The sequence below is a fragment of the Pantoea stewartii subsp. stewartii genome (assembly GCF_008801695.1).
Lineage (GTDB): Bacteria > Pseudomonadota > Gammaproteobacteria > Enterobacterales > Enterobacteriaceae > Pantoea > Pantoea stewartii.
This window is the reverse complement of record NZ_VZPF01000007.1, coordinates 42,882-65,261: the sequence shown is the minus strand read 5'-3', so window position 1 is coordinate 65,261 and position 22,380 is coordinate 42,882. Positions and strand designations below refer to the sequence as shown.

Genomic DNA, 22,380 nt, shown 5'->3' with positions numbered 1-22,380 from the left:
GGAGTAAGTTCGATGTCACGGTCAAATCCTATTCTGGCGTCCTCGGTGCAAAGCACCGAGGCTTATCAGCAGGCTATCGCTCAAAGCAGCGCGGCCGTTGTTAAGTGGCTGGAACAGCCTGAAATGTATCAGGGCAAAACGGTTGCAGAACTCCGCGAACGCATCAAGCTGGACTTTAATCCAGAAGGCCTGGGTAACCAGGCCGCCATTGAGCGCGCGATTGAGTATTTCCTGAAAGACAGCCTGTCTGTTCATCATCCCCAGTGTGTTGCGCATTTACATTGCCCAAGTCTGGTTATCAGCCAGGCCGCTGAAGTACTGATCAACGCCACGAACCAGAGTATGGACTCGTGGGATCAGGCGCCTTCTGCCACGCTTATCGAAATGAAGCTGATCGAGTGGTTGCGCGAGCAGGTTGGTTATCAGGCGGGTGATGCAGGCGTCTTTACCAGTGGCGGCACGCAGAGCAATCTGATGGGGCTGATGCTGGCACGCGATGCCTTCTTTGCCCGTCAGGGTCATTCCGTGCAGCAGGACGGCCTGACTGGCGATCTGAAAAAAATCAAAGTTTTCTGTTCGGAAAACGCGCACTTCTCAGTGCAGAAAAATATGGCCCTGCTCGGCTTAGGCTACCAGTCGGTCACGTTGGTGAAATGCGACGAGTTTGCGCGCATGGATATGACGGACCTGGCTCAGAAACTGGCACAGGCCAAAGCCAACAACGAGCAGGTGCTGGCGATTGTCGCGACGGCGGGCACAACGGATGCGGGTGCTATCGATCCGTTACGTGAGATTGTCAGGCTGGCGGCTGAGCAGCACATCTGGGTTCACGTTGATGCGGCCTGGGGCGGCGCGCTGCTGCTGTCCGAGAAATATCGTCACTACCTGGATGGTCTGGAGCTGGTGGATTCCGTTACGCTGGATTTCCATAAACAATTCTTCCAGACAATCAGCTGTGGCGCTTTCCTGTTAAAAGAAGCCCGTCACTATGAGCTGATGCGCTATCAGGCCGCTTACCTGAACTCTGAATTTGATGAGGCACAGGGCGTACCAAACCTGGTATCAAAATCTCTGCAAACCACGCGTCGTTTCGATGCGCTGAAGCTGTGGATGGGACTGGAAGCGCTGGGCCAGAAACAGTACGCCGAAATTATCGATCACGGCGTCACGCTGGCACAGCAGGTTGCGCAGTTTATTGAACAGCAGGATGCGCTGGAGCTGGTAATGAAACCTCAGCTGGCGAGCGTCCTGTTCCGTTATCGCCCACATCAGTCCGCGGGCTGGAGCGATGCTGACATTGCGCTGTTCAACCAGCGCATCGGCGATGCATTGCTGGAATCCGGCCGGGCCAATGTCGGCGTGACCGAGCATAACGGTATGACCTGCCTGAAAATGACGTTGTTGAACCCAACGGTGACCCTGGAGGACATTACTGTCCTGCTGGCACTCCTGGAGAAAACAGCACAGTCATTGCTGTAAGCCTTTCTTATTCTGCCTGACTCAGGCCGGTAATTTTTACCGGCCTTATTTATTTGTGCAGACTGTCCGCAAGGCTTATCGTGTCGGTGGACAATGTCGCCCCACAGCGCCCCTGACTGAACTGACTTGCGCCACGCAGCATCGTGCTGCAGGATAAGACTTTTACAGCATTTACCGGAAAGACTATGACCGCTCACGTCTCTAACGATCCCCTGCACGGTATTACACTTGAAATGCAGGTCAACAGCCTGGTGGCACGATATGGCTGGGCTGAACTGAGCAAGCGTATCAATATCAACTGTTTTAAAAACGATCCCAGTGTGAGGTCCAGCCTGAAGTTTCTTCGCCGGACGCCCTGGGCGCGTGCTGAAGTGGAAGCCCTGTACCTGGCTTCACGGGATGACGCGCAACCGGATTCCGCACCGTCATCCGATGAAGATCCGTGGTCCAGTTGGCGCCGTGATAAAACCTGATGAAGATTGCGCACACGCTTCAGACGTAAAAAAGCCCGCGTCATCACTGACGCGGGCTTTTTCATATTATGGCATTACAGCGCCATATCGTGCTTCGCTGGTTCAGGTGTTTTATCACTTTTCGCCGCGGGAGCTTCAGCAGGCTTAGTGCCCATGTTAATAACCGGTGGCTTCGTCAGCTGCAGCGTTGCAGCCGTTTCATCCCACACCTGCTGTGTCAGTGCAGGATTGTCGTTCAGTTTCTGACCGTAAGCAGGAACAATTTTACGGATTTTTTCCTGCCATTCCGCAGACTTGAATTGCTCCGGGAACAGTTTCTGCATAACGTTAATCGCAATAGGTGCAGCGGTTGATGCGCCTGGCGATGCGCCCAGCAGTGCAGCAACGGTTTTCTGCTGATCGGTCACGATTTCTGTACCGAGTTTCAGCACGCCACCTTTCTCTGCATCTTTCTTGATGATCTGTACACGTTGACCGGCCTGGATCAGCGTCCAGTCTTCTTTCTTCGCATCAGGATAGTATTCTCTCAGCGCAGCAAAGCGGTCATCATCGCTCAACATGACCTGACCAATCAGGTATTTCACCAGATCGAAGTTATCCAGGCCCACATGGGTCATTGGCATAAAGTTGTGAGTCGTCGTCGAGCTCAGCAAGTCAAACAGCGAACCGTTTTTCAGGAACTTGGTTGAGAACGTGGCGAAAGGTCCAAACAACACAACACGTTTGCCATCGAAGTAGCGTGTATCAAGATGTGGAACGGACATCGGTGGCGCACCCACAGAAGCCTGACCGTAAACTTTGGCTAAATGACGCTCAGCAATCTGCGGGTTTTTGGTGACCAGGAATGAGCCGCCAACCGGGAAACCTGCATAATTATCCGCTTCGGGAATGCCGGTTTTTTGCAGTAACTTCAGCGCACCGCCGCCCGCGCCGATGAACACATATTTTGCGTCTACCGTGCGTTCGCCGCCATTTTTGGCATCTTTGATGGTCACGTGCCAGGAGTTATCGCTGTTACGTTTGAAGTCAGTGACTTCAGAAGACGTTTCCAGACGGAAATTATCATGTTTCTTCAGGCTACCAATCAACTGACGGGTAATTTCACCGTAGTTAACGTCGGTCCCGACAGGCGTCCAGGTTGCAGCCACTTTTTGTTGAGGGTCGCGACCTTCCATCACCAGAGGTGCCCACTGCGCAATCTGTTTGTGATCGGTGGAGAACTGCATACCCTGGAACAGGACGGTTTTCTGCAACGCCGCGTAGCGCTTAGTCAGATAATCCACATTATCGCCCCATACAAAACTCATATGCGGCGTAGAGTTGATAAATGAACGCGGGTTATTTAACACGCCGTCTTTCACCTGAGAACTCCAGAACTGGCGGGAGATCATGAAGGCTTCGTTAATTTCCAGCGCTTTGGTCACGTCAATAGAACCATCAGCACGCTCAGGCGTGTAGTTCAGTTCCATATTGGCGGAGTGGCCGGTACCGGCATTATTCCAGCCATTCGAGGATTCAAGTGCCACACCATCAAGCTTCTCAACCATGATCTGTTTCCAGCCCGGTTGTAGCTCTTCCAGCAGGGTGCCCAGAGAAGCACTCATGATACCGCCGCCGATCAGCAGAACGTCTGTTTTTTCTGGTGAATTTTCAGCATGGGTGACTGAAGAAACGAGTAACGCTGCAAGCGAAAGTGCAGGTACGAATTTAGTTGATTTAATCATTCGGAATCTACAATTAACGGGCTTTGTTGAATAATAGGTAATCATTCTGTTTTGTCTGCACTGTTTTGGTAGAAAACGCTGATGCCAGACAGAACACCGTCATACGCAAGCATGTAACGCATTGATTTTATGTTATCTGAAACAACCGTTTTCATAGTACCACAGCATAAAATCCATTTATTCAACAAAGCCGATAAGATATTACGGGTAGTGAGTCTTTCAACGGTGATAACAGCGGCTCTTTATCACTGACCGGTCAAGGGGATCCTCAGTGACGGATCTGCGCCAGATCATCCGCATTAAGACCCGTCATTTTCATTACCGTCTCGTTATCCAGGCCGTTTTGCAACATAGTACGGGCAATTTTCAGCGTGGCTTCACGTTCCCCTTCAGAACGACCCGCTTCACGTCCCAGTTGAATGCCCTTTTCGATACCTTTCTCCATGCCCTTTTCGATGCCTTTTTGTTCGAGCTGCTGCGCGATGGTCATTAGTTCGTCTCCATGTTGCGGCACACGTTGTGCCAGTTCTCTGACCAGGGCTTCGGCATCCGAAGTTTCCCCTGTCTGCACAATGTAGTGTATCAATGATATGACTTGTGATGAAGAAAGATAGCCTGCCAGCAATACCGGGACAAGCGTATCCATCAGCTCCGCAAAATCACGCTGATGGATATGCTTCTGGAGCAGTGTCAGCGCGGCCATACTGCGATGACCCGCAATTTCTTCATCAGGAATCACGGTGACATCCACCAGCGGGAAGGGTTCGGCATAGAGTCGGGCTGCCAGTACGGGATCGCTGAATGCATCGAGCCAACGGGTCGAGTAGGGATAGGGGCTACGTTTCCCGGTATAGAAGAGGACAGGAATCACCAGCGGCAGGCTTTTGTGGCCGGCTTCAAGGTGACGTTGCATGGCCGCCACCGCGTATCGCAGTAATCTGAAAGCCATCAGTTTATCCGGGGAGGACTGATGTTCGATCAGTACATGGATATAGCCCTTCTCGTCTCGTGTCGTTTTCAGACTGTAGAGAACATCACTGAAATACTGGCGAAGGTCGTCTTCCACAAAAGAGCCGGATTCCAGTTTCAATGTATTCAGATCACAAATAGCACCTAATTCGGCGGGAAGATGCAATTCCATAAAGTCACGTGCAATCTCGGGCTGCGAGAGAAATTGTCGAAACGTTGCATCGTGAGGCATTGGTGTGCCGTTCTTCTTCTTCATCAACCCTGACTCCAGAATAACAAGCTGACATTTCATTGTGGCAATAAGAAGCCTCTGGGGGATAAGCACGAAAAACACGCGCAATGACGCACGATAGCTTTACTTTTGGGGAGCAGCATTGACCTGAATCAGTCCTGCCTGTGTGGTGAGTTTTTTTAAACTGATGATCGCTGGCCATGAAACTGTACTGGTGGTACGACTTCGCGTATGTTGCATCGCGAACCTTACTATTGCTGATACTCACTATGAATGACTCCCGGCCCCACCGTTCGTCTAAAAAACGCCCCATGAAACTCAGCACGCTCTCGTCTCTAATGATGGCTGCTGTGTTGATGACCGTCTTGTTAAGCGTACATCTGCTTTACTATGTGCAGATTGATAACTTCACGCGTGCGCATGTGAAAGATAAGGCCCTGGCCGTGGCGCGAACGCTGGCTGACAGCCCGGAAATCCAGCAGGCGCTGACCCAGCCTGATGGCAGCAAAATCATTCAGCCTATCGCCCAGGCAACGCGTAAACGTAATGATTTGCTGTTTGTCGTGGTAACAGATATGCGCGGTATTCGGTTTTCGCATCCGAATCCTGATGCGGTTAACCAACATTTTGTCGGTGAGGATATTAACCCTGCTTTACAGGGTCATGAGAACGTTGCGGTTAATCATGGCGTTCTGGTCGAAGCACTCCGAGTGTTTACACCCGTGTTTAATGCCAGACATCAGCAAATCGGCGTTGTGGCTATTGGCATCTCAGTGAATGACGTTGCCGCGCAAGTCACAAAAAGCCGCTGGAATATCTTCTGGACGGTATTATTAGGCGCGTTGGTCGGCATGCTGGGCATTTTCATATTAGTAAAACGCCTGAAGCACATTTTGCTGGGGTTAGAGCCATACGAAATCTCCAGTTTGTTTGAAGAGCGTCAGGCTATCCTGGATTCGATTAAGGAAGGCGTCATTGCCGTCGACGATCAGTCCCGCGTCAGCCTGATCAATCAGGCAGCGTCACAATTATTGAAAGAGACGACGCGTGAAGCCTTTCTGAGTGGCGATCGCGTACCGGAAAATGCGCAAATGCTGACCCATCTGCGTGATGCGTTGCATGATGGCAAAGCCGCATATGATGAAGAACTTAATGTGCGCGGCAAGATACTGATCAGCAACACCGTACCCGTGCGTAGTCGCAGCAGTATCATTGGCGCGGTGAGCACCTTCAGGGACAAGACAGAGATCAGTCAGCTAATGCAGCGTCTCGACGGCATGGTAAACTATGTGGATGCGCTGCGTGAACGTTCCCATGAATTCATGAACAAACTGCACGTGATTCTTGGGCTGCTGCACATGAAAAACTATGCGCAGATGGAAGAGTACATCCTTAAAACGGCCAATAACTACCAGACCGAAATCGGTTCGCTGTTGCAGAAGATTAAATCACCGGTCATTGCGGGTTTCCTGTTAAGCAAAATTAATCGTGTGACGGATGAAGGCCATCAGCTAATCCTGAGCGAAGCCAGCTACCTGCCAGACAGCGGCAGTGAACAGCAAATTGCCGCATTAATAACGGTGCTGGGTAACCTGATCGAAAACGCCCTTGAGGCGCTTGACCCGGATATGGACGGTGAAATTCACGTCATGCTGCACTACCAAAACGGCTGGTTGTCATGTGAGGTCAGCGACGATGGTCCCGGCATTCCTGCCGATCAGCTGGCAACCATTTTCGAACGTGGCGTTTCCACCAAAGGTGAAGATCGTGGCGTTGGACTGTTTTTACTCAAGCAACAAACGGAAAGTCTGGGCGGTAACGTCAGCGTCGAATCCGAGCCAGGCGTGTACACGCAGTTTTTAGTACAGCTTCCGTGGGAAAGAGGAAATATTAACGAATGATCAATGTGTTAGTTGTAGACGATGATGCCATGGTGGCCGAGCTGAACCGATGCTACATCGGTCAGATAGACGGTTTTACCTGTTGTGGCACTGCGTCCACGTTACTGCAAGCCAAAGAACGCCTGTTGCAGACCGATCCGGCCGTTGATCTTATTTTGCTGGATATCTATATGCAGCAGGAAAACGGACTGGATTTGCTGCCGGAGCTGCGCAGCGCCGGTCGTCCGATTGACGTGATTATCATCTCGTCAGCAGCGGATGCGGCAACCATCAAAACCTCGCTGAATTATGGTGTTGTGGATTACCTGATTAAACCGTTTCAGTTTTCGCGCTTTGAAGAAGCATTGACCGGCTGGCGACAAAAAAAACGGCTCATGGATAATCATCAGTTTTATCAACAATCTGATGTCGACCAGTTGCTGCACGGCAACCCGGCGAACGCCAACGAGACAAAACGTCTGCCTAAAGGACTGACACCGCAAACACTGCGTACGCTTTGCCTGTGGATTGATGCGCATCCCGGAACGGAATTTTCCACCGATGAGCTGGCAACGGAGGTCAATATTTCTCGTGTATCTTGCCGCAAATACCTGATTTGGCTGGCGCAAAGCAATATTTTATTTACGAGCATTCATTACGGTGTGACAGGTCGTCCGGTTTATCGTTACCGTCTCCAGCCTGAGTATCACGCACTTTTACGTCAGTACTGCCAGTGATGTAGCGGAAGCTGTGATCCAGCAATGTAAAATCAAAGTGACGTTGTGACGAGCAGATGATGCGTTTGTCGCGCGTCACGAAGATAGCCTCTATGCCGGGATAGGCTTTCAGATAGTCGCTCCCCTTTTCAATGCCCATGCCATAGATCAGCGTGGTAAAAATATCCCCATCAATTGAGTGATCTGACACAATGGTTACGCTGAGTAGCGCGTTATCCAGCGGATAGCCGGTATGCCTGTCCAGGATATGGTGGTAGCAGACCCCTTCCTGTTCAAAGTAACGTTCGTAAATCCCGGAAGTCACTACGGATTTATTCGTTACGTTAATCACCCCAAGCAGCGCGTCCGAAGCGGCAAAGGGTTTTTTTAAACCAATTGCCCAGCCTTCCTGCGGTGCATCAGGCGGCGCGCCGAGCGTTTGCACATTGCCGCCAAGATTGATGAGCGCGCTGTCCACACCCTGCTCATGTAAAAATGCCTGCACCCGATCGGCAATATAGCCCTTGGCAATCGCACCCAGATCAATCTCCATGCCCGCTTGCTTCAGAAAGACCGAACGGTTCGCCGCATCAAGTTCAATATTCTCAGGATGGGTTAAAGCGAGTTTTGCCTGTATCTCTGCCCGCGCCGGCACGCTTTTCCCCTGAAAGCCGATCTTCCAGCATTTGACCAGCGGTCCGATGGCCAGATTAAAACTACTTTCAGGCAGCAGGCTGACCGCAAGTGCACGCTCAATTAACCTAAACACGGGCTGACTGACGCTGACGGGATGCTGACCGGCCGCATGATTAATCGCCATCACTTCGGAGTGCTCGCGATTGACGGTAAGCACATTCTCATACTGTTTGATCAAGCGAAAAACCTGACCTGCCAGCGCCTCATTATGCTCATACAGCTTAAGCAGAATGGGCGAGCCCATCAGGACGGCGGAATAGGCGTACACGTGCGAATCAGTTTGCATAAGCGACAGGACTCGGGGAGAAAGAAGAACCGGCATCCGATGTTATACGGATGCCGGATATCACGGCTTAGCGTTTGGCAAAAGCCGCTGCGTTTGCGCCAGCAAGGATACCAAAGATGATGATATCGGCAACCGCGTTTCCACCGATACGGTTTGCACCGTGGATACCACCGACGACCTCACCACAAGCCCAGGCACCGTTAATAACCTGCTTATTGGTGTCTAGCACTGCAGTCGCCGTGTTGATAGTCACGCCGCCCATTGTGTGATGGACGCCGGGCGCGATGCGAATGGCATAGAAAGGCCCTTCGCTTAACGGATGACGCAGCGCGGTTTGACGGCCAAAATCCTCGTCTTTCTGTTTAATCACAAAACCGTTGTAGCGTTGCAGTGTCTCTTCCAGCGTACGGTGTTCCATATTCAGCTTAACCGCCAGCTCCGCTACGCTCGGGGCGCTGATCACAAAGCCTTTCGCAATATATTCATCAGCGGCCTTGTTGTTCATACGGACCTGCTCGTCAAAGATAATCCAGGCACTTTTTTCTGGCAGCGCAATAATCTGCGCCGAAACTTTATCGCGAGTTTCCATTTCGTTGTAGAAGCGCTGGCCTGCCTGGCTGACCAGGATCGCCCCGCCACCGCGAATCGATTCTGAGACCAGGTAAGATGTCGTCTGCTCGACGGTCGGGTGAATCTGAATCTCGCCCATATCGACTGTATCCGCCCCAATTTTTTGCAGCATTGCAATGCCTGCACCGGTAGCGCCTTTATGGTTGGTGGTGACAAAACCATCCAGTTCCGGGCGATATTTCACCACCATTTCCCGGTTAGCACTGAAACCGCCTGTCGCCACAATCACGCTTTTTGCGTTCAAAATACGGCTGTCATTGTATTCATCCACCACCTTCACGCCGCTGACCGCGCCATTTTCAAACAGGATCTCTTCAACTGCGGTTTCAAGCAGCACGTCGATATTACGGCTGTTGATATTTTTCACCAGACCACTAATCAGGAAGCCGCCGACAGCGGAGCGGTCTGCAGGGCGATGCGTACGGTCGATACTCATACCGCCTGTGATAGTGATATCGTTAAGCTCAATGCCGTGATCTGCCAGCCAGTCGATGGCTTCCGGCGCTAAGTCAACAAACTCACGCAACAGCGCGGGATTATTTTTAAATTTACCGCCTTTGAGGGTTTCTTCATAAAACAGCTCCTTGCTGTCCTGAATCCCTTTCAGCTTCTGAAAACGCGTTTCTGCGGCGTTCATCCCGACAGAGGCTTTAATGGTGTTGCCGCCAATGGTCGGCATCTTCTCAATGACCACCACTTTAGCGCCTTCATCGTGGGCCTGAATGGCGGCGGCCAGCCCTGCACCACCACTGCCAACAACCACAACGTCATACTGCTGTGGCGCGTTGGGATTGCCGCCCTCTTCAATGACGTGTGCTTTGTTCGATGTGGTCATTGCGCGTGAGACCGCTTTTTTCAGCGCTTCACTCTGTGTCGTCGCACCGGTAATCGCGTCAACATGTGGGCTGTTTGCCACCAGAATACGATTACGCAGACTTTCAAACGTGGTGGTGAAATCCACATCCAGCGTGTCATCAGGAACCAGGGAAATATCGGTAATACGATCGGTATCCAGCGTAACGTTGATTTTCAGCTTCAGCGCTTCAGCCTCAACTTTCTCCTGATAAACGCCCGCTTTGTATTTACGACCGGTTTCGCTCATGTCACGAATCATGGCGTCAACCAGTGAGAAACGCCACAGAGGCTCGGGGATGAGTAAAGCTTCACGTTTGTTGCTGTCGATATAGAGTTCAAGGTGCTCATTATTGATGATGCGGTCAGTCCAGTCTGGATAAGCGATGCAGGCTTTACCGACGGCGACCAGGTCATAGCCTTTTTCCAGTGCCTTTTCTGCATCCTCTTTGTTAACCACGCCGCCGACACCTATTACCGGGACCTTCGCCAGGGTTTCTGATCGCATGGCAATAAACTTCTCAATAAGCGGTGTAGGATCGGTGGTATCCACAATGGATGGGCGCATCAACTGCCCGACAGAGAAGTGCACATAATCCAGGCCCCGTGCTGCAAGTTTCTCCAGTAAGTACATTGTGTCGTCAAAGCGGATGCCGGGCACTTCGAGTTCTTCAGGCGAAAAACGATAACCGATGATGAACGAGTTATGCGCAAAGCGCTCGGCCATCTTATGCGTGATATCCAGCACTTCCAGCGGGAAGCGGGCGCGGTTATCACGACTGCCGCCCCATTTGTCTTCACGCTGATTTGAGTTAGGTGAGTAGAATTGCTGAATAAGATAGGTGTTAGCGCCATGGATTTCTACGCCATCGAAACCCGCTTTGATGGCGCGGTTAACGGCATCACCAAATTTGGTGATCATGGTATCCACTTCTTCTGCCGTTAAGGCGCGGGGCGTCGTTGCCCCTTCACGGGGTGCCGCAATTGCGCTGGGCGCGACAGGGGTTTTACCGCCAATCAGTTCAGGCTCAACCATGCGTCCGCCGTGATAGATTTGAAGAATCGCGGTGGATCCTTTTTCCTTGATGGCGTCAGCGATGCGTTTTAAGCCGGGTATTTTGTTGTCGCTGTCGATGGCGATCGCACCCGGAAAAGCCGGGCCTTTTGGATCGATAAAGCAGCACTCAACAATCACTGTTCCGATACTGCCCGCACGTGCACGGTAATATTCAACCAACTCGCTGGTCACCGTACCATCATAAAATCCGGTACAGGTTGTCATTGGTGCCATGATCAGACGATTTTTTAAAACTGCACCACGCGGCAAGGTGAGGGGATTAAGAATTGGGGTGAGTGTATTCATTGCGATTAACTCCAAAATATCAAAAACCGGGAATTCTTTCTGGACGTTTTTAATTTAATTTAAGTGGTCCGATGTCATACTCATAATATATCAGTTAATTTAGTTTCATAAGGCATAATTTTAATTATTTAACTTTTAAATATCTTTAGACATTTTGTTTGATTGGAGTGATTTCGTGATGTATGGTTATTGTTAATCAATAGTTACCAAAAAGCAATAGTGAAACAGCAGTAAAATAAACCGATTAAAAACAATAATTTAAAATTAACGCTCTGTGTTTTTTCTTCCTGACGTGGTTGCAAAAAGTATTCAATGCTATCTTACTCACCTGTTCCTCATTGATTATTGTTTAATTTGTTAAAACATAAAAAATACAATTTAACTTATTTGATCCAGATCAAAATTTTATTTTCCAGAAGTCGCATCATATTCACATGGTTTCTTAAATTTTCTGCATCGCACGAGTAAAAACGTTAAAAGAATATAAAACACCACGGGTTATTCTTATAATGTAGAATAAATAAAATGTCTTGAAGAATTCGCCGGGGCGTTAATCGTATTATCCTTAACTCGTAGAAAAACACTATGAAAACACTCTCAAACATGAAAGAGCCCCCTAAAGCAGCCCCTGCAGCTGCGGGCAAAAAAAATAAAGCACTGATGCTAGCCCTGCCTGTCATCGTCGCAGTGCTTTTATTACTCGTCCCCGTACCGTCCGGTCTTGAACCTTATGCATGGCATTTCTTCGCCATCTTTGTTGGGGTGATTGTAGGCTTGATTTTTGAGCCGCTGCCCGGTGCCGTAATTGGTCTGACAGGCGTCGTAGTCATCGCCCTCTTCAGTCAGTTTTTGCTGTTTAGTCCGACAGAACTGGCCAATCCGACATTTAAACTCGCAACGGAGTCCTTTAAATGGGCCGTCAGCGGCTTTGGTAATTCAACCGTGTGGCTGATCTTTGGCGCATTCATGTTTGCTGCTGGCTACGATAAAACGCAGTTTGGTCGTCGTCTGGCCCTGATTCTGGTGAAATATCTGGGCCGCCGCAGCTTAACATTAGGTTATGCCATCACTTTTGCTGACCTGCTGTTAGCACCCTTTACTCCGTCTAACACCGCGCGCAGTGGCGGTACCATCTACCCGATTATCGCCAACCTGCCACCGCTGTATGGATCTAAACCCAACGATCCCAGCGCGCGCAAAATCGGATCCTACTTAATGTGGGTTGCCATCACGGCGGCCTGTATTACCAGCTCCATGTTCCTGTCTGCACTGGCGCCGAATCTGTTAGCCCTTGCTTTAGTCAAAAGCGTCATTGGCTTCGATATTTCCTGGGGAATGTGGTTTCTTGCCTTTATTCCTTTAGGTCTGCTGCTGATTCTGACCATGCCGCTGCTGGCTTACTGGTTCTATCCACCTGAAGTCAAAGTGAATGATGAGGTGCCACGCTGGGCGATGGCAGAGCTTGAAAAACTGGGTAAACTGACCCGCAATGAAATCCTGTTACTGGTGTTTGTGGTCTGTGCGCTGTTGATGTGGATTTTTGCTACTGCCTGGATCGAACCGGCCATGGCGGCACTGTTAGTCATCATCCTGATGCTGTGGACTGGTGTGCTTAACTGGAATGATATCATCAGCAACAAAGCGGCCTGGAACACTTTTGCCTGGTTTGCCACGCTGGTAGCCCTGGCTGACGGTCTGGCCAGAGTGGGCTTTATCGCCTGGCTGGGTAAAGAAGGAGGAATATTACTGCAAGGCTATGATCCACAGATCTCGGCGGTCGTGTTGTTAATTGCCTTTTTCCTGCTGCATTACCTGTTCGCCAGTACCACCGCGCACACAACGGCGTTACTGCCTGCCATGTTGACGATTGCCGCCTCGATTCCTGGCATCAATATGCCCGTGTTCTGTCTGATGCTGTGTACCTCTCTGGGCGTGATGGGCATCATCACACCTTACGGTACAGGTCCGAGCCCTATTTATTACGGCAGCGGCTACTTACCTACTAAGGATTACTGGCGACTGGGAACTATCTTCGGCGCTATCTTCCTGATTGCAATGATGCTGATTGCTTATCCCTGGATGGTGTGGATGTTCTGACCGCGCCCTGTGCAATCCAGCGCGTCATACGATAACATGCCACTACTTGCCAGCCTGCGCTTACGGCTGGCAAGCATAATAAACAACGAATTCGCCTGTGATGTTGCTCCTGTCAGCCTGTCTCAAAAGGAGCCAGCACGTCATTAAGTGAGATACCATGTCGAACAAACCTTTTTATTATCAGAACCCCTTCCCTCTTACCCACGAGGATACCGAATACTACCTGCTCAGCCCTGACTATGTTTCCGTTGCTGAATTTGACGGGCAGGAGGTGCTGAAAGTAGAGCCTCAAGCGTTAACCCTACTGGCACAACAGGCTTTTCATGATGCTTCCTTTATGTTGCGCCCGGCCCACCAGCAGCAGGTGGCCTCTATTCTTGATGATCCTGAAGCCAGCGATAACGACAAATATGTGGCACTCCAGTTCCTGCGCAATTCAGAAATCGCGGCCAAAGGTGTACTGCCAACCTGCCAGGACACCGGTACAGCCATCATTATGGGGAAAAAAGGTCAGCGCGTGTGGACAGGTGGAGGTGATGAGGCCGCCCTGTCAAAGGGGATCTACAATACCTATATCGAAGACAATCTGCGTTACTCACAGAACGCGGCGCTGGACATGTATAAAGAGGTCAACACCGGGACTAACCTGCCCGCCCAGATCGATCTCTACAGCGTAGATGGTGACGAATACAAGTTTCTCTGCATCGCCAAAGGGGGCGGTTCAGCCAACAAAACCTATCTGTACCAGGAAACCAAAGCCCTGCTCAGCCCGGGTAAGCTGAAGAATTATCTTGTCGATAAAATGCGCACCCTGGGCACCGCAGCCTGTCCGCCTTACCATATCGCCTTTGTCATTGGCGGTACCTCCGCTGAAAGCACGCTGAAAACCGTGAAGCTGGCGTCAACGCACTACTACGATGGCTTGCCAACAGAAGGCAACGAGCATGGCCAGGCATTCCGCGATGTTCAGCTGGAACAGGAATTACTGGAAGCCGCACAGCAGTTAGGGCTGGGCGCACAGTTTGGCGGAAAATATTTCGCCCACGATATCCGCGTTATCCGTCTGCCACGCCACGGCGCATCCTGCCCCGTCGGTATGGGCGTCTCCTGCTCCGCTGACCGCAATATCAAAGCCAAAATCAACCGCGACGGTATCTGGATTGAGAAGCTGGAAGCCAATCCAGGACGCTATATTCCTGAAGCGCTGCGCAAACAGGGTGAGGGCGAGGTGGTGCATATTGACCTGAATCGCCCAATGAATGAGATTCTTGCACAGCTTTCTGAGTATCCGGTGTCCACCCGTCTGTCCCTGACCGGCACCATTATCGTGGCCCGCGATATTGCGCATGCGAAATTGAAAGAGCGTATTGATAACGGCGAAGGCCTGCCGCAGTACATCAAGGATCACCCGGTATACTATGCCGGACCGGCAAAAACGCCTGAAGGCTATGCATCGGGTTCACTGGGCCCGACAACAGCAGGCCGCATGGATTCCTATGTTGACCTTCTGCAGGCAAATGGCGGCAGCAAAGTGATGCTGGCAAAAGGCAACCGCAGCCAGCAGGTTACTGATGCCTGTCATAAACACGGCGGGTTTTACCTGGGCAGTATTGGCGGACCCGCGGCAGTTCTGGCGCAACAGAGCATCAAGAGCCTGGAGTGTGTGGAATACGCTGAGTTAGGAATGGAAGCAATCTGGAAAATCGAAGTAGAAAATTTCCCGGCCTTCATTCTGGTCGATGACAAAGGAAATGACTTTTTCCAGCATATCGAACGTGAACACTGCTCGCGCTGTGTAAAATAAGCTGGCAGTAACAGAAAACGGCCCCCTGACAGGGGCCGTTTTTTTTAGCGCTGCAAACGTTGCAGAGCGTGACTGATGCTTTCATCACCTGCGGTCAGTTCAATGATTTTGTGATTCAGTTGCGGTGTTTCAACGAGCGCCACCAGCGTGGCGGCAACGTCTTCACGTGGAACCGCTCCGTAGGGGATGGCGTAACCGGCTCGTACGGTGCCACTGCCCGCCGTATCCGTTAACGTCCCGGGACGCAGGATTACCCAGTCAAGCTGACTTTCCACCAGGCGAACATCCGCCAGCCGCTTCACATGCATGTAGTTCTCGAAGCCTTCAGACGTTTTTTCGCCCCGCGCCGCATCCGGAAAAACCGACACCAGCAAAAAACGGTTAACCCCCGCCTTCTCTGCTGCAGCAACCGCCAGCGCCAGACCCTGACCATCAATAGCATTGGTGAGTTCAATGCCAGCACCACCCGCCCCTGCGCTGAAAATCACCACCTCATGACCGGTCATTTTCTGCGCCAGCGTCTCAACACTGAGTTTCTGAAGATCGCCCATGATCGGTGTCGCGCCCACAACGGTGATGGCTTCGGCCTGCTCAGGTTTACGGTGCAGCGCCGAGACCGCATGCTGTCTGGCGCAAAGCTGTTTCGTCAGGTGGGTACCTACTTTTCCCGCCGCGCCAATGATAAAACACGTTGCCATCGTCCTGGTCTTTATTTCACGTCAGTCAGACTACAAGTATAACCCTTAGCGCAGCGGCGATGGCCTTGCGCTGACAGGGCCGAATCCCGTTACTGCGGGATAATTTTTTCCTGCTTCAGCTTATCGAACAGCTGGATGAATGAATCCAGCGTGCTGCGGTAGCCGGTAAACCCCGCTTTACGGCTTTTACTCATATCGGTAAAGGCTTCCATTGGACGGCCCAGATCGGCGTCAGTGTGCCACCATGACGCCAGTCGGGTGACGTCGCTCTCGCGCAGGTTTTCGCGCCCGGCAATGGCCTGCCATACGCTGGCAGCGTCCTGCATACGGCCATCGAGCGGCATCATTTTTGCCGGATAAGCAGCGGCTTCAATACCAAAATATTCAGCCAGTTTCGGCCACATCCAGTTCCAGCGGAACACATCACCATTGACAGCGTTAAAATCCTGATTGGCCGCATCTGGACTGGTTGCCGCCCACTCAAGTTGTTCAGCCAGGAGATCCGCATCGGTCATATCCACAACGCCGTTCCACTGTTCAGGTGAGCCCGGGAAGATAAACGGCCAGCCTTTTTCTTTACACAAGGTCGCGTAAACAGCCAGCGTTTGCCCCATGTTCATGGCATTGCCGAGCGCATAGCCAATGATGATATGGGGACGATGGACACTCCAGCGGTAGCCGTACTTGTCAGCGCCTGCAAAAACCTCATCTTCCTGCGCGTAATAAAAGTTATCAACGGGCTGACGACCTTGTTCTTCACGGAAAGGCGTAACCGGCACCTCACCTTTACCGTAAGCCTCGAACGGCCCCAGATAGTGCTTCAGCCCGGTGACAAGGGCAACATGCGCCCCCTGTAAGCGCTCGCCGAGTGCCTCAATAACATTACGGATCATCCCGCCATTGACGCGGATATTCTCTTTTTCGCTGTCCTGACGCGCCCACACGCTGAAGAATACCGCATCGGGTTTGGTATCTTTCAGGGTAGCGCGCACCGCATCGGGATCGATCAAATCGGCCGTCAGACTGTGGCAGCCTTGCGGAACAGCGCCGCGACCGCGGGATAATCCGCTGACCTGCCATCCGTCTTTCATTAATCTTTCAGCCAGCGCTCGCCCGATAACCCCGCTGATTCCGACAATCAAAGCCTGTTTTTGCATGTTAATTCTCCTCGTTTTGCGTAATGCTAAGCGTAATAGAGAATTTAATTCCTATTATTGGTAATTATTCACAGCATTCTCAACCTGAGTTCATCAATCATGCACGATCAACGTCTTAAGGATATTGTTCCCTTTGTTGCCAGTGTTGAAAGCGGCAGTTTTACTGCTGCGGCAGCACGTCTGCATGTCACCGGCTCCGCCGTCAGTAAAAGCGTCAGTCGGCTGGAAGCGCGGCTGGGCTCGCGCCTGCTGGAGCGCACAACACGCAGGCTGCAGCTCACCGATGCCGGTAACGCCTATTACCAAACCTGCATACGCATCATGGAGGAGCTTGCTGAAGCTGAGTCAGTTCTGGCAGCACAACGTATTATTCCGTCAGGACGCCTGCGACTCGCTGTGCCGCATACGTATGGTCGCCTGAATGTGATGCCGTTGCTGATTCCGTTTTGCCAGCAGCATCCCGAGCTTGAGCTCAGAGTGAGCTTTTCAGATCGTTTTATTGATCTCTTCGACGAAGGTATTGATGTCGCGGTCAGGATTGGCGGATCCGCCGATTTACCAGCCTCAATGGGCAGTCGCTACCTGGGACGAGAGAGAATGGTGTTTTGTGCATCGCCAGCCTGGCTGGATCGCGAAGGCCGGCCACAGGACGAACAGGCGCTGATGCAACATCGGGCCATTCTTTACGAACGCGCGGATAACACGCCCAAACCCTGGTTATTCCCCCGTGAAGAAGGACATGTCCAGTGGCGAGATATGCCGTTTCGGATGGCATTGGGTGATGTAGATGCGCAACTCCAGGCGGTCATAGCTGGACTTGGCATAGCGCAAATGCCCTCCTGGCTGGTAAACAGTGCCGTAGCTAAAGGCGAACTGGAGATTATCCTGCCACAATTACAGCCTGATGGTCTGGCCCTGAGCGTCATCTGGCCACGCCGTAAGCAACTGCTGCCGAAGGTAGATGCCTTGTTATCCGCACTGACACAGCTGGTGATTCGCTAAGTGATCAAAGATCTCACCTCTGCGGCCGACGGGCGTTCGGCACGGCCAGCGCAGAAACACGCACGGGATGATCTTCTGTCACACACGCTGTGGCCTTTATTGTGGCGTGGCGCTAATTTATTGTGTAGCCGGTGGAACGGATAAGCCTGTAAGGACAAATAAGGTATGGCATTTCAGAGCGCGAACACTTCGGATTATGCACATAGTACGGCGCCACGCGGCACGTTAACACCGGCGGCAGTCTGATGCCTCTCCTGCCCCTTCTGTGCCGCCTGAGTATTCTGGCAGGGATAGCTTTTGCGCTGTCAGGCTGTGCGCGCCAGGATGCGTTGTGGATGGTGACGAACGACGTTTGCAGGGTGAACTACGCGTACACTGGCTATGCTGCCCCCTGCCAGCAAGTCTATCTTGCAAAAGGGGAACAGCAGGGCTTCAGCGTTATTCAAAATCCACGTTATCCGTATCATTTTATTCTGGTGCCCACACTTTTGTTATCTGGTATCGAAAGCCCCTTATTGTCGTATACGACCCGCACAGACTATTTCGGTTATGCGTGGCTGATGCGTTATCGCGTAATGGCGGCGTATGGCGGAACGGTGCCGGAAGACAGGCTGGGCATGGCTGTCAATTCCGCCTGGGGGCGCAGCCAGAATCAACTGCATATTCATCTCACCTGCCTGCGGGAAGATGTCTATCGCCAGTTACAGGCTGAACGCCCTTATATTCAGGATGACTGGCATCCCCTGCCAGACAAATTGTTAACGCACACTTATTATGCGCGACGCGTCCTGCAGCCCAGTGTGATGGGCATTTATCCTGTTGCATCCGTTGCCCGCGATTTTCATCTGTCTCCGCCTCAGTTGGCGGAATACGGGATTGCCGTTGTTCCTGCCACGTTTTCAGGAAAAAACGGCTTTATCCTGCTGGTGACGCGACGAGGCTGGGATAAAGGGAACCGGGCATCCGTCGAATCGCTTCTGGATAAAAATTGTGAAATTCTGCACGACCCAACACTGCTCCCTCCGCAGGCCTCCCCAGTGGCAACGATGAAGACAGTGCCGCATCAATAAGGGGATGGCACGCTATGGCATAAAGCCTGACCGCTGGCAGCCTCAGTGCCCCTCACACAGTCAGCCAGTCATTAGACTAAATTACACAAAACGTGAATTTTTTCATTTTGTAACTTTAACGTTATGTTACTGAGTATTTTTACTGCCATGATGCATTGCGTTACGCATTGAAATGTGGTCGTTACCCACACCTTCTTATCAGCTACAGGGAAAAGCACATGTCACAACGGTCACTTCAGGCGCTGTGCCTGATGAGTTTTTTTCTGGCCGACGTCAGAGACGGCCTTGGGCCCTTTTTAGGCATTTTTTTGACAGAACGCCACTGGAGCCCGGATGAAATAGGCCTGGTGATGACCTCAGGCGGTATCGCCGGACTGCTCTCAACGTTACCGGCGGGTGTGGTTGCCGACGCCACACGTTACAAACGCTTTATTATCCTGGCGGGTTGTGTCGTTATCACGGTCGCTACCTTACTGCTCTGGTACAGCAATCAGTCATGGACGGCGATTATTTCGCAAATCGTCGCGGGCATCGCTGCCGCCTTCATCGGTCCGACGGTGGCAGGTATAACGCTGGGCCTGACCGGGCAAAAAGAGTTCAACCGTCAGATGGGACGAAACGAAGCCTATAACCATGCGGGTAATACGCTGGCGGCTGTCCTTGCAGGTTTTGCCGCCTGGAAATGGGGGCTGGGTGCGGTGTTCATCCTGATGATGGTCATGGCGGTATTTGCGGCTATCGCCACCCTGGCTATTCGTGCAGACGATATTGACCATGATGTGGCGCGCGGCCTGGACGATAAATCGTCGGATAAACCTACGCTCAGCCTGTGGATACTGGCGCGCAAACCGGCGTTGCTGGTGGCCGGATTGACGCTGCTGCTGTTCCATCTTGCTAACGCTGCGCTGTTGCCCATGCTGAGCATGCGTGTGGCCTCCTCAACCGGACCTGATACGGTGGATCCCGGCCTGTATGCTGCCGCAACGGTCGTAATTTCCCAGTTAGTGATGATCCCTGTCGCGATCTTTGTCTCTAAACGTGTCGATCACATTGGCTATCGCCGTTTAATCATGACCGCACTGTTAATGATGCCACTGCGCGCGGTTATTGCAGCAGAATTTCCGGAGACCTTTTTCGTGGTTCCCGTACAAATCCTGGACGGTATTGCGGCCGGGATACTGGGCGTCGCCGTGCCGGGCTATATCGTGTCGCTGTTGCGCGGCAGTGGGCACGTGAACGCTGGCCAGAGTGTGGTAATGCTGATGCAGGGCGTTGGGGCGTCCATGAGCCCGGCCATGACAGGCCTGATTGTGGCCCGTTACTCTTACAGTATTGCCTTTAGCGCATTAGGCTGCATTGCCTTGGTAGCCTTGATGTTGTGGTGGTTCTCGGGCCGGACGCCCGAGGCGAAGCCTGCCTGATGTGCCCTCCTCTGCCAGCCCTGGCTGGCAGAGAGTCTTCGCGCACCACTTTTAACGGGCTCCCGGGTCACTCTCGGTGCCTTTTCGAAAACATGGCAAAATGTAAATAAAAGTAAAAACTCATTTTCTGCTATCTCATTTATAAGACAGTCTTTTTTCCCAGAGACTTGCAAAAAATGACATTCATCGACTATGTTTCTACGCTGCGGTTAAGAACGCTCTATCATTAAAGTTACTGGCCTCTTATAGCTTTCACTTCCTTCTCTTCCGTTAACCTCGCTGACTGGCTGCGAAAGCTATAGGTCGTCCCATTTAAGTCGTATGAGGAAAATATGGATACTAACCATTCATCGTCAACCAGGCCAAAAAAGCATTTCTGGAATAAAAGGCCAAAAAAACTCACTGTTGATGATATTACCGTTATTGATAATGACATGCTGAAGCGGGCAGTAGGGGCCGCGGCATTAGGCAATGCCATGGAGTGGTTCGACTTCGGGGTTTACAGCTATCTGGCGGTGATCATCGGTAAGGTTTTCTTTCCCGATGCCAATAACGCGATTCAGCTTATCGCCACCTTTGGTACTTTTGCGGCCGCCTTTTTAGTGCGTCCACTGGGTGGGATGGTCTTTGGTCCACTTGGCGATCGGATTGGACGCCAGAAGGTGTTGGCGATAACAATGATCATGATGTCGATTGGCACGTTTTGTATCGGCATTATCCCTTCTTATGCCTCTATCGGGATCATGGCACCCATCCTCTTGTTGGTCGCCCGCCTGGTGCAGGGGTTCTCAACGGGTGGCGAATACGGCGGTGCAGCCACCTTCATCGCAGAATATTCAACAGACAAACATCGCGGTTTCATGGGCAGCTTCCTGGAGTTTGGAACGCTTGGCGGTTACCTGCTGGGCGCGTGTCTGGTGACGGTCATGACTTCGGTAATCTCGTCCGAGGCGATGATGTCGTGGGGCTGGCGCGTGCCCTTTTTTATCGCCGCACCGTTGGGCTTGTTCGGCCTGTATGTGCGTCTGAAACTGGAAGAAACGCCGGCCTTCAAACAGCATATGCAAAAGCAGGAGGAACTGGAGCAAAGCAAACCGCGCCTGAGCCTGTTTAAGATGCTAAGTAAGCATCGTGTCCCGATGATGAAATGTATCGGCCTGGTCCTGTTATTTAACGTATCGAACTATATGCTGACGTCATATATGCCCAGCTATCTGACCGGCGTGCTGGGTTTACCTGAACTGAGCGGTCTGTTACTGGTCATGGTTGTCATGTTTGTGATGATGCCGCTCACGCTGATGTGGGGCCGCTGGACCGATCGCATTGGGCGCCGCCCGGTGATTGGTTTCGGTGCGGTAGGGCTGATTTTACTCTCAATCCCCTGCTTTATGTTGATCGGGACACATAATATGTGGGCCGTCTTTGCGGGACTGTTGATTCTGGGCGTGCTCCATACCTGCTTCAGCGGCACAATGCCCTCGACATTACCGGCACTGTTTACCACGGATATTCGTTACAGTGCGCTAGCCATCGGCTTTAATCTGTCTGTATCGTTGTTTGGCGGGACAACCCCGTTACTGACAGCATGGCTGGTCGATACCACGCAGAATACCATGATGCCAGCGTACTATATGATGGTGGCGGGTGTGATTGGATTACTGACGATTCTGACGGTCAGGGAAACCGCCCGTAAGCCGTTAAGCGGTTCATCCCCCGCTGTGGCAACTGAAGCTGAAGCGCATAGCCTGATTAGAAAACTGGATAAAAGCGCAGAACCAGTGCCACCCTCACCAGCCGACGCGAAATAAAGCAAACTAACCAAAAACACCCT

16 protein-coding genes are annotated in these 22,380 nt (G+C 51.7%); 10 read left to right on the top strand and 6 right to left on the bottom strand.

Annotation, left to right across the window (positions count from 1 at the left end; all coding sequences use genetic code 11):
- Positions 1-12: 12 nt before the first annotated feature.
- Positions 13-1,479 (top strand): pyridoxal phosphate-dependent decarboxylase family protein, encoded by a 1,467-nt coding sequence (locus tag F7Q90_RS03270; RefSeq protein ID WP_006122076.1) that lies wholly within the window; start codon positions 13-15, stop codon positions 1,477-1,479.
- A gap of 185 nt (positions 1,480-1,664) precedes the next feature.
- Positions 1,665-1,952, top strand: coding sequence for a VF530 family protein (locus F7Q90_RS03265; protein WP_006122075.1), 288 nt, complete (start codon positions 1,665-1,667; stop codon positions 1,950-1,952).
- A 74-nt stretch (positions 1,953-2,026) separates the two neighbouring features.
- On the opposite strand, the gene mqo is transcribed toward F7Q90_RS03265, so the two are convergent.
- Both mqo and F7Q90_RS03255 read right to left on the bottom strand, forming a co-directional pair.
- Positions 2,027-3,676 (bottom strand): malate dehydrogenase (quinone), encoded by a 1,650-nt coding sequence (mqo, locus tag F7Q90_RS03260; protein WP_006122074.1) that lies wholly within the window; start codon positions 3,674-3,676, stop codon positions 2,027-2,029.
- A 268-nt stretch (positions 3,677-3,944) separates the two neighbouring features.
- The gene (locus F7Q90_RS03255; protein WP_006122073.1) at positions 3,945-4,901 is read right to left on the bottom strand and encodes an Rpn family recombination-promoting nuclease/putative transposase; all 957 of its coding nucleotides are present in this window, start codon (positions 4,899-4,901) and stop codon (positions 3,945-3,947) included.
- A 245-nt stretch (positions 4,902-5,146) separates the two neighbouring features.
- Between F7Q90_RS03255 and F7Q90_RS03250 the strand changes: the two genes are divergently transcribed.
- Together F7Q90_RS03250 and dcuR are read left to right on the top strand one after the other, a co-directional pair.
- Entirely contained in the window at positions 5,147-6,778 is a 1,632-nt protein-coding gene (locus F7Q90_RS03250) for a sensor histidine kinase (RefSeq protein ID WP_006122072.1), read from the top strand.
- Positions 6,775-7,494 (top strand): two-component system response regulator DcuR, encoded by a 720-nt coding sequence (gene dcuR, locus F7Q90_RS03245; RefSeq protein ID WP_006122071.1) that lies wholly within the window; start codon positions 6,775-6,777, stop codon positions 7,492-7,494. Before F7Q90_RS03250 ends, dcuR begins: the two co-directional genes overlap by 4 nt.
- Here the strand turns inward: dcuR and F7Q90_RS03240 are convergent.
- Positions 7,400-8,455 (bottom strand): FAD:protein FMN transferase, encoded by a 1,056-nt coding sequence (locus tag F7Q90_RS03240; RefSeq protein WP_006122070.1) that lies wholly within the window; start codon positions 8,453-8,455, stop codon positions 7,400-7,402. The two genes, dcuR and F7Q90_RS03240, sit on opposite strands and share 95 nt — an antisense overlap.
- A 67-nt stretch (positions 8,456-8,522) precedes the next feature.
- Positions 8,523-11,300 carry a flavocytochrome c gene (locus F7Q90_RS03235; RefSeq protein ID WP_006122069.1) on the bottom strand — a complete coding sequence of 926 codons (2,778 nt, stop codon included), beginning with the start codon at positions 11,298-11,300 and terminating at the stop codon, positions 8,523-8,525.
- Positions 11,301-11,885: 585 nt separating this feature from the next.
- Between F7Q90_RS03235 and F7Q90_RS03230 the strand changes: the two genes are divergently transcribed.
- Both F7Q90_RS03230 and fumA read left to right on the top strand, forming a co-directional pair.
- A complete protein-coding gene (locus F7Q90_RS03230) occupies positions 11,886-13,397 on the top strand; it encodes a DASS family sodium-coupled anion symporter (RefSeq protein ID WP_006122068.1) in 1,512 nt (503 codons plus the stop codon).
- Positions 13,398-13,554: 157 nt separating this feature from the next.
- On the top strand, positions 13,555-15,201 hold the full coding sequence (gene fumA / locus F7Q90_RS03225) for a class I fumarate hydratase FumA (RefSeq protein WP_006122067.1): 1,647 nt from the start codon (positions 13,555-13,557) through the stop codon (positions 15,199-15,201).
- A gap of 44 nt (positions 15,202-15,245) precedes the next feature.
- Here fumA and F7Q90_RS03220 read toward each other — a convergent pair whose 3' ends face one another.
- A complete protein-coding gene (locus tag F7Q90_RS03220) occupies positions 15,246-15,899 on the bottom strand; it encodes an SDR family oxidoreductase (RefSeq protein WP_006122066.1) in 654 nt (217 codons plus the stop codon).
- Positions 15,900-15,988: 89 nt separating this feature from the next.
- Positions 15,989-17,056 (bottom strand): SDR family oxidoreductase, encoded by a 1,068-nt coding sequence (locus F7Q90_RS03215; protein ID WP_006122065.1) that lies wholly within the window; start codon positions 17,054-17,056, stop codon positions 15,989-15,991.
- A gap of 99 nt (positions 17,057-17,155) precedes the next feature.
- Here F7Q90_RS03215 and F7Q90_RS03210 point away from each other — a divergent pair, with 99 nt between their 5' ends.
- The 4 genes from F7Q90_RS03210 (at position 17,156) to proP (ending at position 22,357) form a co-directional block, all read left to right on the top strand.
- A complete protein-coding gene (locus F7Q90_RS03210) occupies positions 17,156-18,058 on the top strand; it encodes a LysR family transcriptional regulator (RefSeq protein ID WP_006122064.1) in 903 nt (300 codons plus the stop codon).
- A gap of 245 nt (positions 18,059-18,303) precedes the next feature.
- Positions 18,304-19,128, top strand: coding sequence for a CDP-diacylglycerol diphosphatase (locus F7Q90_RS03205; protein ID WP_006122063.1), 825 nt, complete (start codon positions 18,304-18,306; stop codon positions 19,126-19,128).
- A 218-nt stretch (positions 19,129-19,346) separates the two neighbouring features.
- Positions 19,347-20,549 carry an MFS transporter gene (locus F7Q90_RS03200; protein ID WP_006122062.1) on the top strand — a complete coding sequence of 401 codons (1,203 nt, stop codon included), beginning with the start codon at positions 19,347-19,349 and terminating at the stop codon, positions 20,547-20,549.
- A 332-nt stretch (positions 20,550-20,881) separates the two neighbouring features.
- Entirely contained in the window at positions 20,882-22,357 is a 1,476-nt protein-coding gene (gene proP / locus F7Q90_RS03195; protein ID WP_006122061.1) for a glycine betaine/L-proline transporter ProP, read from the top strand.
- Positions 22,358-22,380: the final 23 nt, after the last annotated feature.

Excerpts from the sequence above, each read along its gene's own strand:
- F7Q90_RS03200 (WP_006122062.1), top strand. The coding sequence starts at position 19,347 with ATGTCACAACGGTCACTTCAGGCGCTGTGCCTGATGAGTTTTTTTCTG.
- dcuR (WP_006122071.1), top strand. The coding sequence starts at position 6,775 with ATGATCAATGTGTTAGTTGTAGACGATGATGCCATGGTGGCCGAGCTG.
- F7Q90_RS03210 (WP_006122064.1), top strand. The coding sequence starts at position 17,156 with ATGCACGATCAACGTCTTAAGGATATTGTTCCCTTTGTTGCCAGTGTT.
- F7Q90_RS03265 (WP_006122075.1), top strand. The coding sequence starts at position 1,665 with ATGACCGCTCACGTCTCTAACGATCCCCTGCACGGTATTACACTTGAA.
- F7Q90_RS03205 (WP_006122063.1), top strand. The coding sequence starts at position 18,304 with ATGCCTCTCCTGCCCCTTCTGTGCCGCCTGAGTATTCTGGCAGGGATA.
- F7Q90_RS03240 (WP_006122070.1), bottom strand. The coding sequence starts at position 8,455 with ATGCAAACTGATTCGCACGTGTACGCCTATTCCGCCGTCCTGATGGGC.
- F7Q90_RS03220 (WP_006122066.1), bottom strand. The coding sequence starts at position 15,899 with ATGGCAACGTGTTTTATCATTGGCGCGGCGGGAAAAGTAGGTACCCAC.
- F7Q90_RS03270 (WP_006122076.1), top strand. The coding sequence starts at position 13 with ATGTCACGGTCAAATCCTATTCTGGCGTCCTCGGTGCAAAGCACCGAG.
- fumA (WP_006122067.1), top strand. The coding sequence starts at position 13,555 with ATGTCGAACAAACCTTTTTATTATCAGAACCCCTTCCCTCTTACCCAC.
- proP (WP_006122061.1), top strand. The coding sequence starts at position 20,882 with ATGGATACTAACCATTCATCGTCAACCAGGCCAAAAAAGCATTTCTGG.
- F7Q90_RS03230 (WP_006122068.1), top strand. The coding sequence starts at position 11,886 with ATGAAAACACTCTCAAACATGAAAGAGCCCCCTAAAGCAGCCCCTGCA.
- F7Q90_RS03255 (WP_006122073.1), bottom strand. The coding sequence starts at position 4,901 with ATGAAGAAGAAGAACGGCACACCAATGCCTCACGATGCAACGTTTCGA.
- F7Q90_RS03250 (WP_006122072.1), top strand. The coding sequence starts at position 5,147 with ATGAATGACTCCCGGCCCCACCGTTCGTCTAAAAAACGCCCCATGAAA.
- mqo (WP_006122074.1), bottom strand. The coding sequence starts at position 3,676 with ATGATTAAATCAACTAAATTCGTACCTGCACTTTCGCTTGCAGCGTTA.
- F7Q90_RS03215 (WP_006122065.1), bottom strand. The coding sequence starts at position 17,056 with ATGCAAAAACAGGCTTTGATTGTCGGAATCAGCGGGGTTATCGGGCGA.
- F7Q90_RS03235 (WP_006122069.1), bottom strand. The coding sequence starts at position 11,300 with ATGAATACACTCACCCCAATTCTTAATCCCCTCACCTTGCCGCGTGGT.